This is a genomic window from Iodobacter sp. CM08, assembly GCF_033446605.1.
GTDB lineage: Bacteria > Pseudomonadota > Gammaproteobacteria > Burkholderiales > Chitinibacteraceae > Iodobacter.
The window spans coordinates 1-14,031 of record NZ_JAWQUO010000044.1; the positions used below are offsets into that span (position 1 = coordinate 1).

The 14,031-nt window shown below is 46.3% G+C and carries 15 protein-coding genes; 9 read left to right on the plus strand and 6 right to left on the minus strand.

Features of this window, described 5'->3' with window-relative positions; genetic code table 11:
- The first annotated feature begins 141 nt into the window (after positions 1 to 141).
- The 3 genes from R6242_RS19125 (at position 142) to R6242_RS19135 (ending at position 1,849) form a co-directional block, all read left to right on the plus strand.
- The gene (locus R6242_RS19125) at positions 142 to 429 is read left to right on the plus strand and encodes a GNAT family N-acetyltransferase (protein ID WP_318429963.1); all 288 of its coding nucleotides are present in this window, start codon (positions 142 to 144) and stop codon (positions 427 to 429) included.
- 210 nt (positions 430 to 639) lie between these two features.
- Entirely contained in the window at positions 640 to 1,083 is a 444-nt protein-coding gene (locus R6242_RS19130) for a hypothetical protein (RefSeq protein WP_318429966.1), read from the plus strand.
- Positions 1,084 to 1,204: 121 nt separating this feature from the next.
- Positions 1,205 to 1,849 (plus strand): GyrI-like domain-containing protein, encoded by a 645-nt coding sequence (locus R6242_RS19135; protein WP_318429968.1) that lies wholly within the window; start codon positions 1,205 to 1,207, stop codon positions 1,847 to 1,849.
- 36 nt (positions 1,850 to 1,885) lie between these two features.
- Here R6242_RS19135 and bioB read toward each other — a convergent pair whose 3' ends face one another.
- A complete protein-coding gene (bioB, locus tag R6242_RS19140; RefSeq protein ID WP_374759870.1) occupies positions 1,886 to 2,875 on the minus strand; it encodes a biotin synthase BioB in 990 nt (329 codons plus the stop codon).
- 87 nt (positions 2,876 to 2,962) lie between these two features.
- On the opposite strand from bioB, the gene R6242_RS19145 reads away from it, so the two are divergent.
- A complete protein-coding gene (locus tag R6242_RS19145) occupies positions 2,963 to 3,649 on the plus strand; it encodes a ComF family protein (RefSeq protein ID WP_318429970.1) in 687 nt (228 codons plus the stop codon).
- Positions 3,650 to 3,782: 133 nt separating this feature from the next.
- Here the strand turns inward: R6242_RS19145 and R6242_RS19150 are convergent, their stop codons facing one another.
- Positions 3,783 to 5,606 (minus strand): zinc ribbon domain-containing protein, encoded by a 1,824-nt coding sequence (locus tag R6242_RS19150; protein WP_318429973.1) that lies wholly within the window; start codon positions 5,604 to 5,606, stop codon positions 3,783 to 3,785.
- A gap of 325 nt (positions 5,607 to 5,931) precedes the next feature.
- Between R6242_RS19150 and R6242_RS19155 the strand changes: the two genes are divergently transcribed.
- Positions 5,932 to 6,261: a helix-turn-helix domain-containing protein gene (locus tag R6242_RS19155; RefSeq protein ID WP_130105121.1), complete on the plus strand. Its 330-nt coding sequence runs from the start codon at positions 5,932 to 5,934 to the stop codon at positions 6,259 to 6,261.
- On the opposite strand, the gene R6242_RS19160 is transcribed toward R6242_RS19155, so the two are convergent.
- On the minus strand, positions 6,250 to 7,113 hold the full coding sequence (locus R6242_RS19160) for a radical SAM protein (RefSeq protein ID WP_318429977.1): 864 nt from the start codon (positions 7,111 to 7,113) through the stop codon (positions 6,250 to 6,252). The genes R6242_RS19155 and R6242_RS19160 overlap by 12 nt on opposite strands.
- A 40-nt stretch (positions 7,114 to 7,153) precedes the next feature.
- Positions 7,154 to 7,609 (minus strand): universal stress protein, encoded by a 456-nt coding sequence (locus R6242_RS19165; RefSeq protein ID WP_293935515.1) that lies wholly within the window; start codon positions 7,607 to 7,609, stop codon positions 7,154 to 7,156.
- Between the two features lie 118 nt (positions 7,610 to 7,727).
- Between R6242_RS19165 and R6242_RS19170 the strand changes: the two genes are divergently transcribed.
- The 3 genes from R6242_RS19170 (at position 7,728) to R6242_RS19180 (ending at position 10,502) form a co-directional block, all read left to right on the plus strand.
- Positions 7,728 to 8,174: a thioesterase family protein gene (locus tag R6242_RS19170; RefSeq protein WP_318429980.1), complete on the plus strand. Its 447-nt coding sequence runs from the start codon at positions 7,728 to 7,730 to the stop codon at positions 8,172 to 8,174.
- Complete coding sequence (locus tag R6242_RS19175) at positions 8,171 to 8,584, plus strand: hypothetical protein (RefSeq protein ID WP_293935511.1); 414 nt, start codon at positions 8,171 to 8,173, stop codon at positions 8,582 to 8,584. Before R6242_RS19170 ends, R6242_RS19175 begins: the two co-directional genes overlap by 4 nt.
- 262 nt (positions 8,585 to 8,846) lie before the next feature.
- The gene (locus R6242_RS19180) at positions 8,847 to 10,502 is read left to right on the plus strand and encodes a methyl-accepting chemotaxis protein (RefSeq protein WP_318429982.1); all 1,656 of its coding nucleotides are present in this window, start codon (positions 8,847 to 8,849) and stop codon (positions 10,500 to 10,502) included.
- 59 nt (positions 10,503 to 10,561) lie between these two features.
- Here R6242_RS19180 and R6242_RS19185 read toward each other — a convergent pair whose 3' ends face one another.
- Complete coding sequence (locus R6242_RS19185) at positions 10,562 to 10,978, minus strand: hypothetical protein (protein WP_318429984.1); 417 nt, start codon at positions 10,976 to 10,978, stop codon at positions 10,562 to 10,564.
- Between the two features lie 80 nt (positions 10,979 to 11,058).
- On the opposite strand from R6242_RS19185, the gene R6242_RS19190 reads away from it, so the two are divergent.
- The gene (locus tag R6242_RS19190) at positions 11,059 to 11,700 is read left to right on the plus strand and encodes a ParA family protein (protein WP_293935506.1); all 642 of its coding nucleotides are present in this window, start codon (positions 11,059 to 11,061) and stop codon (positions 11,698 to 11,700) included.
- 68 nt (positions 11,701 to 11,768) lie between these two features.
- On the opposite strand, the gene pnp is transcribed toward R6242_RS19190, so the two are convergent.
- Positions 11,769 to 13,919: a polyribonucleotide nucleotidyltransferase gene (gene pnp / locus R6242_RS19195; RefSeq protein ID WP_318429987.1), complete on the minus strand. Its 2,151-nt coding sequence runs from the start codon at positions 13,917 to 13,919 to the stop codon at positions 11,769 to 11,771.
- Positions 13,920 to 14,031: the final 112 nt, after the last annotated feature.

Below are 14,031 nucleotides of genomic sequence, written 5' to 3' on the forward strand. Positions count from 1 at the left end.
CAGCCCCTTTTGCATCTGGATTGGGTTGATTGCCATGACGACCACTCCAAAAAAGAACGTTCGTTCACCTTAGGCCTTTTAGGTGGTTTGAGCAAGGAGGTTGAGCAAGAGACATAATCAGGAACATCTATCGGTGAAGACGTGTTTGTAGCGATTGGGGAAGATATGCAGCTGGTCGGTTTTGTCTCGGTTTGGATGGCTGAGCCATTTATCCACCATCTCTACATTAATCCCAGTCATCAGCGCTTTGGCGTTGGCCGGGCGTTATTAACCGCAGTGCAGCAATGGCTGCCCTTGCCATGGCAACTCAAGTGTTTAATCAAAAACACAGCCGCTTTAAATTTCTATTTATCACAAGGCTGGGTAGCCGTAGACTCAGGCGAAAGTGAAGATGGGAAATTTATCACCTTACAATTAAAACGCGGCTAACAACGCGCCGCGATAATTCGTACTTGGGCGGTTTTACCACACCCAGCACATAGCAAATGACCACAGCGCTATTACCGCTTAAAATATACCCACTTGAAAATTACTAAAAACGTCATATTTTAGTAATATAAGCAGGTGGATTAATCATCGGCCAAGCCAAATCCACGTCGCAATATGGCCTCTCTGGGAAAAATTAATAGAGGAATAGCTATGAAAAACGCATACACCTCTTGGATCTTGCTTGCAGCAGGCATTGCTACGGTAGGGGTGATCATCCATTTAGCCGCAATTGTGGGTGGGCCTGCTTGGTATGCTTTTTTTGGTGCGCCGCCAAAAATCGTGGCTTCTGCCCGTGATGGCACATGGCTAGCCCCTATCAGCGCGGCACTGATTGCATTTTTAATGGCTATTTGTGCCCTCTACGCCTGCTCGGGCGCTGGAGTGATACGCCGCCTGCCCCTACTGCGCACCGGCTTATTTTGCATTGCCGCAATTTGCCTTATTCGGGGCGTGGTTCTCATTCCCTTTGCCATCTTGCACCCAGTGCTACTCAATCCCTTTGAGATTATTGCCTCCCTCATTTGGGCAACGGCGGGCTTTGGTTTTGCATTGGGTTTTTACGCCCAGCAGCAGGCAAAACGAAAGGCTGATTGATGTAAAAGGCATTGAAACGTGGTAGCCACTGACGGCATTTAGCCTAAGTGGACGAACGATTACGGAGATTGCTAAAGCTTATATAGACTAGATATCACTCCCCAATTAACGAGGTAAGCCCATGCCTAAAGTCGATTTTAAACAGCAGTTAAAACATCTCTATCAGCCTTCTGCCAAAGAGGTGGTAGAAGTAGATGTGCCCTCATTTAATTATTTGATGATTGATGGCAAAGGGGATCCTAATTCTTCTATTGCCTATTCGCAGGCAGTAGAGGCGCTGTTTTCTGTGGCTTACACCGCCAAATTTATGCTCAAAAAAGGGCCTCAGGCACTCGATTACGCAGTAATGCCACTTGAGGGGCTGTGGTGGGCAGAGGATATGGCTGATTTTATTGCCCGCAATAAAGCGCAATGGCAATGGACCATGATGATTATGCAGCCCGCTTTTCTTGAACAAGAATTAATGACAGCGGCCATTGCCGAAGTGCAAAAAAAGAAAAATCTCCCTGCACTCCCCTTATTACGCTTTGAATCTTTTACCGAAGGGCGCTGCGCCCAAATTTTGCATATTGGCCCGTTTGATCAAGAAGGCCCAACGATTGAACGCCTGCATGATTTTATTGATTCCCGTGCCAGCCGGGCCGGTAAACATCATGAAATTTACCTGAGCGATATTCGGCGCGCCAATCCGCAAAATTGGAAAACAATCATTCGGCATCCAATAGCGAATCACTCAGAGCCTTCCTCATTGTTTTTAGCCAAATAAAAGGGGAAGCCTGCGCTTCCCATTTTATTTAAGCCCTTATAAAGGCTTGATATTTAACTTAGCAAATAAGTTTTTATCACGGCTCACATCTGGGTTGCCAGTGGTGAGTAATTTATCGCCATAGAAAATAGAATTGGCACCGGCCATAAAGCACAGCGCTTGCATAGCTTCAGGCATTTGCTGGCGGCCTGCGGAGAGGCGCACAAAGGATTTTGGCATGGTGATGCGGGCCACGGCGATCATGCGCACGAATTCGGTCCAGTCGATGGCTTCACCCTCTTCTAGTGGTGTGCCTTCAATCTTCACCAAATTATTAATGGGCACAGAATCAGGCTGTGGCGCTAGATTAGCCAGCTGAGCGATCAAGCCCACGCGGTCTAGCCTTGTTTCACCCAAGCCCACAATACCGCCACTACAGACATTCAAACCCGCCTTACGCACCTTGCCCAGAGTATCCAAGCGATCTTGGTAACTGTGGCTCGTCACCACATTGGCGTAGTTTTCTGGCGAGGTATCTAGGTTGTGGTTGTAATAATCGAGGCCAGAATCACGTAGCTCTTCGGCTTGGCCTTCTTTCAACATACCAAAAGTGGCGCAGGTTTCTAAGCCTAGCGCTTTCACGCCAGCAATCATTTTCTTCACTTCAACTAAATCTTTGGTCTTAGGGCCACGCCATGCTGCGCCCATACAGAAGCGCGATGCGCCGTTTTCTTTGGCAATGCGGGCCACATCGATCACTTCATCGGCGTTCATCAACACTTCTTTTTCTAAGCCGGTATCGTAGCGAGCCGATTGCGAGCAGTAGCCACAGTCTTCTGAACAGCCGCCGGTTTTTACCGATAGCAGAGTAGAAAGTTGTACTTTATTGGCATCAAAGTGCTGGCGATGTACGGTTTGCGCCTGAAACACCAAATCATTAAAAGGCAGCTCAAAAAGGGCCGCCACAGTATCCAGCGAGTAAGCACCGCTTTCTGGATGAGGTGTAGCGCGTTTAAATTCAATGGTTTGAGGCGAAGTCATGAGCATAGACATCCAGAAAGTAGCCTTGAAATTCCAGCAATTTTCAAAGCAAAAGGCATAATCAAAGAGCGATTGTCTAAAGCGGAGGCGAAGTTGTCAAATTTTATATCTAATTTTTTGAACAACTGTGCGCCACCCTGTAGCTGTGTGCTGTGCGCAGCCAGCTGTAAAAGCAGCGCACTTTGCCCCGCTTGCCTTGAGAAACTGCCTTTTTTAAACGCTGAGCTTTGCCCGCAATGCGCCCTTCCCTCCAATAATAATGGCTTATGCGGCGCCTGCTTAAGCCATCCACCCGCTTTTGATTTTAGTTACGCGGCACTGATCTATACCCCACCCATTACCGAGCTAATCATTGCAGCTAAGTTCTCTGGGCAATGGTCATTGCTGCCTACGCTAGGGCAATTGCTTTTGCAGCGGGTGCAAGCTGCACCTAGGCCAGACTTTATCTTGCCGATGCCATTACACCCCACCCGTCTGGCTGAGCGCGGCTATAACCAAGCTTTTGAATTAGCTATTCCTATTTCACGGCAATTACAGCGCCCTATTCAGTTTTATTTAGAGCGCAAAATCAATACTGAACACCAAGCGCGCTTATCCCAAGCCGATCGACATATAAATATGCGGCAAGCGTTTTATACCCAGCACAATTTAGCAGGCAAACATATTGCGATTGTGGATGACGTGATGACATCAGGCTCTAGCCTACACGCCGCCGCCAAGTGTTTAAAACAAGCGGGCGCGGCACGGGTTGATGCGTGGGTTTTGGCGAGGGCTTTGTGAGCGAAGCAAGACATCTCACCGCCCATAAAAAGCACGTTAGGGGCGCTGCTTGCCACACCCTATTGGCTAGAATAGGCACAGCAAAGCACATCTGAAAACGCCACCTTTTTGGCCAGCACATCACCTCAGCAACTTAAGCCTCTATAATTTTCTCGCCGCACTCACCACAAAACAAGCCCTCGGGCAGAGTGGCTGAACCACATTTGCTACAAAACTTAGGCCGTTTTGATGCAGGAGCGGCATCCGCTACCGCCGTATTAATCAAGACGCCATCTCCCAGCGGAATCGCCATCACCTCTGACGCATCTGGCAATGCAGCCGCCTGATTAAATTGGCCTAGCACGGCATGACGTTGCTGATCTGCCTGCGCCTTAGGCGCTAAAATAATCGCCTGATCGTGAGCAAATTTCTTGAAGTGGCGCAATAGCTGCTCGGCCCGCTCTGCATTACCCGCCAAAGACAAAGCATAGCGTTGGCTGCCATTTTGAAAAGTTACACTCGTTAACTCGGTAAGCCATAAACGAAAGGTCATTGATTCAATTTGCACCACATGGCTATTAGTTTTAATTGAATCTTTTAACACATTGCCATGATCCAGTTGAGCCGTTACATAATGGCCACTCATTTCAATGCTAATTAATTGAGATTTAAATTCAAAACGCTGCCAAAGTTGATGCGCAGAGCAAATTGCATACATTCCCAGAGCAAAAAATACCGCACCATAAGTCAATAAATTCGCATTAAACGTGCTAGCTGTCACGCTTAATATTTGCATGCCACTTAAGGTAAGAAAAACGGTGGCTAATAATATAAAAGAAGCACCAATCACATCCAGCAAGAGCAAGGGCTGTAGCCGTGGCGAGGCCAATGCGCTGGCAAATGAAACCGCTGTGGCATCAATAGGTAAAGGCTGGGTTTCTTCTAAAGCCTCAGCATAAAATTTACCTGATTTTTCATTTAAATCGATATGTGGCTCAAGCCGAGAATAGGTGCGATTTGGAATACTTTCTTGCCAATTATTTTGCATCTCACGCGCAAATTCTTCTAGTGCCAAACCGGGGTGGCAGTTAATGCTCCAAGTGTCTTGTTTATTACTGACCACGGTATTAGGTGGCTGCTTTACATTACGCAGCAGTGCTAGATAAAACACACCATATACAGCCAAGGCCAGCACAATCAACACAAATACTTGAGGAAAGGGATCGAGCCACGCCACATTAGGCAGCTTAGGGGCCAGCTTTAGCAATAATACGGGGCCAAGAATAGCCAGCACCAACATCAAGACTAAGCGCGATGGACTAAGCGTTTGCTCCGCGTCACGCAAGGATAAGCCAAGTGCGTTATTAACTGGCGCAAGCAGCAGCCAAATCACATAGCCCATAAAAGCCACGCCAATCCAATCCGCAAAATGCTGCCATTCTGGCCCGTGCGCCTTGCCCCCCACCAAGCTTAAAGTCAGGGCAGCAAGCACCAATAGCAAGGTAATGCCCTTTTTAAAGTGCAGCAGAGCTAAATTACGGATGCGTTCAGGCGCAAATGTAAGATTAGGCACGATAGAGTGCAATAAAGTACTTAACGCCCCCTGTGGCTCTTGATAAACCAAAGCCTGCTGGCGCAGCACTTCACGTAAGCTATCAGAAGCTGGCGATTTGCCTTGCATACCATTAGGCACATCATCAGCAAGGCTGATTGGACGACCACGGCCAAAGAAAAACCGCAGTTGCCGCATCGCCCAGCCCAATAAAGACACGCCCGCCCCCAGCATCGCCACCGCCAGCAGCACCGCAGCTAGCTTGTAGTAGATGGTTTCGGCAGCAATGGCTTGCTTTACCATCAATAGCAGCAGCAAACCTGCGATCAGTAATACTGAACCACATAGCAGCAAAAAAATGTTTTCTAATCGCATTGGATTAGGAAGGTTAAATTTATTACTATCACTACCATAATCAAACGACATAGCGCCTTGCCCCTGTATTACTGTTTATTTTTCTGCGGCGATTCTAACAAGATTGCTCGTAGCGGGCATAGATTGATTCAGCAATTACTGCCGCCCAAAGCCCACCTCAATAACTGAAACTACTTAGTTCATTCCAAAATATAATAAACCAAGGTCTTGCTATTTTTAATTTTAAAAATAAGTTCCAATTAAACAGCGTAAATTATTACAGTGATAATCGTGAAATAGTGACGTGTATATTAGCCTTTAGCTAGATAAGATGACGATAACATTGATAATGACATGGGCCTGCACACAGACCCATGCGTCACAAAGAGGAAGCTTCATGACCAGCACAACCATCAACCCACGCGAAATTCGTCAACAACTCGGATTGAATCAACAAGAGTTTTGGAGCCGCATTGGTGTCACGCAAAGTGGTGGCTCACGCTATGAAAGTGGCCGCAATATGCCACGCCCCGTTCGTGAACTATTGCGCGTGGTGCATGTAGAGCAAATTGATTTAGCCCGAATCAATCGCGAAGACTACCAAGTCATTCAGCATTTGCGTGAAGAGCGCACCGAGCTATACGACACATTGCGGGCCGCTGCCGCAGCGCATGAAGAAGACGCACCTGTGCGCCCTAAACATGCCCACAGCCATTTACAGGCTTAATTTCACTTCCAGCCCAAGCCCAGTGATACGCTGGGCTAATTTTTGCATCCAATCTACTGGCGCGGCTTTCAGCCTATCTGCCTCTGGCTGCATCGATGGCCTAGCCAAGCCATATAGCAGTACCCCTTCTAGCTTTACACCCGCCTGCAGATTGCTTTGCAAAAACTCCAAATAAGCACTGATTGTTTGCTCATCAGGTAATGCACCATCCATCTCAAACATGCAGGTTTGAATCCAAGTTGGGCAATGTTTAGCCGCCAGCTGTAAACGCCGCGTCACTTGCGCACGTTTGAGCTGCACTTGGTTAACCGGCGCAAAACCATCGACTGGGGCACGATCTAACTTAAACCACACCTCACCACCCAAATCACGCATCAGCGCAATACCCACCTGAACTTGCTGACGATCTAACTGACTACCATTACTAATCAACACCAACTTGATTTTACCGATCAAATCAAATGCCTTCAGCACACCCGCCACCCGCTCTACACAGGCCAAAAACTGCAAGCTACTGGTTGGCTCACCATTACCTGAAAAAGCCACATCGTTTAAGCGGCGAGCATCAGCGGGTACTCGCGTTTGCATAAAATCACCATGCACAATCTCGTTCAGCAAGCCGCGTAATTCAGACTCAAGCAAATCTAAATCTATTTGCGGTGCACCACCACGGATCAAGTCAGGAACCTGACAATAGACACAGCGCCAATTGCAGGCATTATTGGGGTTTAAATTAATCCCCACCGACACCCCGCCTGCACGACGTGAAACCACAGGGTAAACGTAAACACAGCCGGCACTATCCCGGCTGTGGTCAATCACCTGTAAAACCTTACTTACATTACTAGCCATTCAACATCACTCTCACTCAAACTTGGGCATACGTCTCTGGCTATTTTTCAGCGGGCTTGGCTCTCACCAATAACACCGGCACAGGGGTGCAATGCACCACGCCTTCAGCAACACTGCCCATCAATAAATGAGTTAATCCACCATAACCGTGGGTTCCCATCACAATTAATTCTGCCGACCAACTTTCAGCCTCTTTTACAATCGCCTGCGCTAAATTGCCGCCCCATGATTCTAGTAAATTAGTTTCCACCTCAATACCATCCGCCGTCAGGCCCTCGGCTAATTCAGCCAATAATTTTTCACCGGATTGGCGTAAAGCATTTTGCAATTGAGGAACATCTAAAAACTCATTAGCACTCCAAGCAAACTGAGCCAAATCAACCACATGTACCAATTTAACTTTAGCGCACTGCTCTCCAGCAAAACGTCGGCCCTCTATAATAGCCGCAGCGCTGGTATCACTATTATCAACAGGAACTAAAATTCGCTTATACATAGTCGTCTCCCTTTATTAAAACATAGATACAATAAGATTAGTTTAACAGCAAGCGGTGTTGCCTTGTATAAAGCTTCAGCATACACTCGTTGCGATATAAATAACGATTGATTACCGTATGCCTCGCCTTAAATTATTGCGCCCACAAGGTGCGGATTTCAGCACGCAACTTGAAGTTCGCGTAACTGATCTTAACTATGGCAACCATCTTGCTAATCAGGCATTGCTTGGAATGCTCCACGAGGCTAGAGTACGCTTTCTACACCATTTAAAGCACAACGAAATTGGCAATGCAGAAACACCAGGCATTATATTGGCAGACGCTGAAATCCAATTCAGAAATGAAGCTTTTTTGGGTGATCAGCTCAGCATTAGTATGTTCGTTAGTGATTTAAACCGCATTGGTTTTGATTTATATTATCGGGTAGATCGAAGCAGTGATCATGCAGAAATTGCTTTAGCTAAAACGTCTATTGTTTTTTTTGATTACCACAACACACACAAGCGAGCAGATACCCCTGTATCTTTTGAACAGGCACTCGCAGCAATAAGGGATACACAATGAAAAAATATGCAAACAATAGCCCTGAAGCAATGGCTCGAATTTTAGTCATGCAAATGGTTTGTGATGGCAATTTCAATCCAGAAGAACTAGAAGAATTAGAGCATCTACATGTTTATGAAGCCATCGGCATTAGCCGTAAAGGTTTTATTCAAGTCTTACACGATTACTGCAATGACATTTCTGATGAAGCCGATGAAGAAGGTCGTATTAGCCTGATTAATCGTGAACGCATCGACTTTATTTTAGATAACGTAAGCGAGCCTAAAAAACGCCTACAAGTCGCCGCAATGGCACTGGATTTATCCAAATCTGATCAGGTTATTAACGATGCCGAGCTAGCCGTATTTAGCCATATGCTCAGCCATTGGCGTATCACCCTAGACTCCCTACAGTCTGCATTTGAATCCTAAGCGCAAATAGAATCTCCACCACACGGTAGCTGCTATTTTGGCCTAAAAGAGCGCGGGCTCTTTTAGGCTGCTGCGCTTTAAATAGCTAAAACATCATTGGCTAATATTGTCATGGAGACGCAAGATGGAATGGCTCAATCAAGCTCATATCAGGCTAGAACGTGAACTCATCCCCACACTAGCGCGAAAATTTTCATTTATATTATTATTTGCTCTTTTCCCGCTTATTTTACTTATTACTAGTTATTCTGCAGCACACAGCATGGCCACACTATGCCAAGAACTTCGCTTAAATAGCAGCATAAGCCTTCAACTACAAGGCATTATTAGTCCAATTCAATCCTTAGCATGGCTCTGCCTTATTCTTGCCGCCCTACTGGCTTTTATTCAAATCACCTATTTACACTATTGGATTACTCGGCCAATTAATTTAATTGCCAGTGTATTTCGTAACGCCTCCAGTGGTGAAGGCGATTTATCAAATGACATCCCCGCCATTACCCACGATGAAGTCAGCCAATTAGCCCGTACTTGCAATGTTTTTTTAGCCAAGCAAAGAGATATCATTGCTAATGTGCAAGCTATGACGGTGGGCATTGCACTAGAAGCCGCTAAATCAATGAAGAACATCAATGATTCGGCAGCCGCTACGCAGCAGCAAGATCAGCTGGCGCAAATGGTTTGCGAAGCAAGCAATGCCACCACATCCGGCATCAACCAAGTCACAGATCGAACGCAAGACATCTCAAGAACAACCACTCAAAATTTATCACTTGCCCGCGCCTCTTATGCCGAGCTAGAAGATGTCAGCAAAAAAATCACCACTATCACCGAAAGACTGGCCAATTTCAGCCTAACGGTAGATGGCTTAAATCAACGCTCGGCCAGCATCAAATCAATTGTAGGTTTAATTAAAGACATCTCTAAGCAGACCAATTTATTGGCACTCAATGCCGCGATTGAGGCCGCTAGAGCCGGCGAACAAGGGCGTGGCTTTGCGGTGGTTGCCGATGAAGTACGCAAACTTTCAGAAAAAGTACATAGAGCCACTGATGACATTTCAATTAATATCGACAATATGTTGGATCAAGTGGCTGAAACGCTAAATGAAACAGAAACAATTAATTTAGATGCAAATTTAACCAAAGATGTTGTGTTAAATGCATCCAAGCAGTTTGCAAATATGATGAGTGATTTTGAACATACTTCAGTAACACTGATTGATATTGCTGGCACACTAGAGCTATTTACCTCGGCCAATTTACTTGTAAATGCCAATGTAAGTGAAATTCATAAATTATCCCTTTCAGTTAATGAGCGCATGCACCACTCAGCTCAATCCTCTCAAGATTTAGCGCAAGCGGCCGAGCGCGTGCAAGCTATGATAGGTAGCTTTACCGTTGGCAAAGGTGAATTAGATGCTGCAATTGCCCGTACAGCACAATCTAGAGATCAAATACAAGCGCATATCAGTGCATTAAAAAAGCAAGGTGTTGCTGTTTTTGATCAAAACTATCAAGCCATTCCAAACACCAAACCGCCAAAATATAAAACAAGCTATAACGCACTATTTTTAAAAGATATCCAAGCGCTTTATGATCAATTAGTTAAAAGCACCCCCGGTGGGAAATTCTCTTTAGCCGTCGACAATAAAGGCTATGGCCCAACCCACAATAGCTGGTATTCCAAACCAGCCAGCGGCGATCTGCAAACCGATTTACTAAATAGCCGAGATCAAAGAATTTTTAATGATACCGCAGGCTTAAGAGCCGCTAAAAACCAGCAGCGCTTTTTATTACAAACCTATATGCGTGATACGGGCGAAATCATGACCGAATTAGATATGCCTATCATGATAGATAATCAGCACTGGGGCAATTTACGCCTAGGATTTGATGCTAGTGCGATGATGAATTGATTTATTAATTTAAGAAAAAGCGCCTTTAAGAAAGGCGCTTTTTTTTATGCCAACCGTACTTATTTATGCGCGGGGCGGCCCGTTTTTAATTTTTCTAACGTTGCTAATTGCCCAATTAATACGGCTTCTGGCATCAAAGCCAAAGCCTGTAAGCCAGCCCTTAATAGCTCACTTTTTTTAACCGCCACACCGGCGGCCAAGCAACGCTGTTTTAACGCTGCTAACTGAGCGTATTCCAACTCTGGAATAGTAAAGCTATCTCTGACTAACTTGGTTTTTTTAGCCTTAATTACCTTCGCCTTTTTCACAACCGTAATCATTTCAGGTGCATCAAGCACGGCAACAGGCGTAACATCAATTAAAACCACTTCATCCGCATGTTTTGTTACAGATTTGCTTGGCCTACGCCGTGCTGTAGGTTTCTTCAACACTACAACATCTTCTTCTAATATTACATTATCTTTACTTGAAATCATCGCCCGCTCTCCCGTATAAGGTAAAAACAGTATAAACTATATAAATAGTATAAACCGTTAAATTCACTTCTCAGGTTATTATGCGCAGCATTCTTATTGCAAATCCCAAAGGTGGCAGTGGAAAATCCACCCTCTCAACTCATTTGGCAGCATGGTTTGCATGGCAAGAAGAAGCCGTGATGCTGGGTGATATTGATGTTCAGCAATCAAGCCGCCACTGGCTAGCGATGCGGCCTGCAAGCTCCCCCCAAATTCGTGGCTGGGACATTAATGATGAAGAGAAAGCTCGCCCCCCCAAGGGCACTGGCATTGCGGTGCTAGATTCACCAGCGGGCCTACATGGCAAACAACTTAAGCAAGCCTTGATGCGTGTCGATCATGTAGTGATTCCCGTGCTGCCATCCGCCTTTGATATGTGGGCCAGCGCTGATTTTTTTAACACCCTTGCCGAAGTCAAAGCGGTGCGCCGTGAAGAAATCTCAGTTGCCGTTGTTGGGATGCGGGTCAACCCACGCACCCAAGCCGCCATGCAACTTACCGACTTCTTAAAACAGTTTGAGCTACCCCTACTGACTTGCATTAGAGATACCCAGCTCTATGTACAAAGCATACAGCGCGGCCTAACCCTATTTGATCTACCCGTTTCACGCACCAAACAAGACCGCCTGCAATGGCAACCCCTGCTCGACTGGCTAGTCAGCAATAAGCACCAACACCGCTAAGCCACTCCACAAATGATAGGCAAAAAAATACCGACCATTGAGAGGTCGGTATTTTTTTAAGCTAAAACTTATTCTGCAGCTTCAACCGGTGCAGCAACTACTTCAGCAACTACAACAGGTGTTTCTTCGTTGGTTACTGCTTTGATCGATAAGCGGATACGACCACGCTCGTCTTGCTCGATCACCTTAACGCGAACAACTTGGCCTTCTTTCAGGTAATCGCCAACGTTTTTGATACGCTCGTTAGCAATTTGGCTGATGTGAACCAAACCATCTTTACCTGGCATGATTGAAACAATCGCGCCTACGTTGTTGTCCAGAATTTTAACTACTGGGCCTTCGTAGATCTTGCCGATTTCAACTTCTGCAGTGATATCCGCAATACGACGCTTTGCTTCATCCGCACCTTCAGCTGAGATCGAAGCGATGGTGATGGTGCCATCTTCTTGGATATCAATCTGAGTACCGGTTTCTTCAGTTAGGGCACGAATCACTGAGCCACCCTTACCAATCACATCACGGATTTTTTCTGGATTGATTTTCATCATGTAAAGACGTGGAGCGTGCTCGCTGACTTCAGTGCGTGCGCCTTCCATTGTGCCCTTCATGATAGCAAGGATATGCACACGACCTTCTTGCGCTTGATCCAGTGCCACTTTCATGATTTCTTTAGTGATACCGTTGATCTTGATATCCATTTGCAGCGCAGTGATACCGTTTTCTGTACCCGCTACTTTAAAGTCCATATCGCCCAAATGATCTTCATCACCCAAGATATCGGACAATACTGCAAAACGATTGCCATCCTTGATCAGACCCATGGCGATACCTGCCACGTGATTTTTCATTGGAACACCGGCATCCATCAAGGCTAAACAACCACCACAAACCGAAGCCATCGAGCTTGAGCCGTTAGATTCAGTAATTTCTGAAACCACACGCATCGAGTAGCCAAAGTCTTCAACCGAAGGCAGCATCGCAGCCAGTGCACGCTTAGCCAAACGGCCGTGACCAATTTCGCGGCGTTTCGGTGTGCCTACACGGCCAGTTTCACCGGTCGAGTACGGAGGGAAGTTGTAATGCAGCATAAAGCGATCTGTGTAAGCACCCGCCAATGCATCAATTTTTTGCTCATCAAGCTTAGTACCCAGTGTGGCCACTGCAATTGCTTGAGTCTCACCACGAGTAAACAGTACCGAGCCGTGAGTGCGTGGCAGTACGCCAGTACGGATAGTAATTGGGCGCACAGTGCGAGTATCGCGGCCGTCAATACGTGGGTAGCCGTCCAAAATCTGGCCACGCACGATTTCTGCCTCAAGGCCTTTGAAAATACCCTTGATTTCATTAGCAGCCAGCGTGCCGGTTTCTTCAGTAATCAATGCAGCCTTAACCAGCGCCCAAGTTTCATTGATTTTGATGGTACGTAATTGTTTTTGACGCAATTTGAATGCTTCAGATAGGCCCGCAGCCGCTACTGCACGTACTTGTGCAATCAGCGCTTCATTGGCCACTGGGGCATCCCAAGCAAACAATACTGGATTAGCTTCATCAGCCAATTCGTTAATAGCATTGATTGCCACTTGCATTTGTTCATGACCAAATACAACCGCGCCCAGCATGATAGATTCAGATAATTCGTCTGCTTCAGACTCAACCATCAATACCGCTTGTGATGTACCGGCAACCACCAGATCCATCTGGCTGGTTTTCAGCTCAGATAAGGTTGGGCACAGAACATATTCGCCATTGATATAAGCCACGCGTGCGGCACCAATTGGGCCATCGAAAGGCACGCCAGAGATCGACAATGCAGCAGAAGCACCCAGCATCGCAACGATATCTGGATCGACTTCTGGATTAACCGACATCACCGTCGCAATGATCTGGATGTCGTTATAAAAACCTTCAGGGAACAGGGGACGAATTGGGCGATCGATCAAACGGCAGGTTAAAATTTCTTTTTCGGAAGGACGGCCTTCGCGTTTAAAGAAACCACCTGGAATGCGACCCGCAGCGTAGGTACGTTCTTGATAGTCAACGGTCAGTGGAAAGAAATCCTGACCAGGCTTAACGTCACGAGCGGCTACAACAGTCACAAGAACAACAGTATCGTCCATATTAATAAGGACGGCACCACTCGCTTGGCGGGCAATTTCACCTGTTTCCATGGTGACATTATGCTTACCGTACTGGAATGATTTCACAATTTTATTGAACACTGACTGATCCTTTTTTCACACTAACGCCTCCAGTCCAAGGCGTGATTGATTTTCCGCTGCAGCTCGACTGAGGCGCTGCCGGCTTCGGCACAACCACTACTCCAACCCGCCG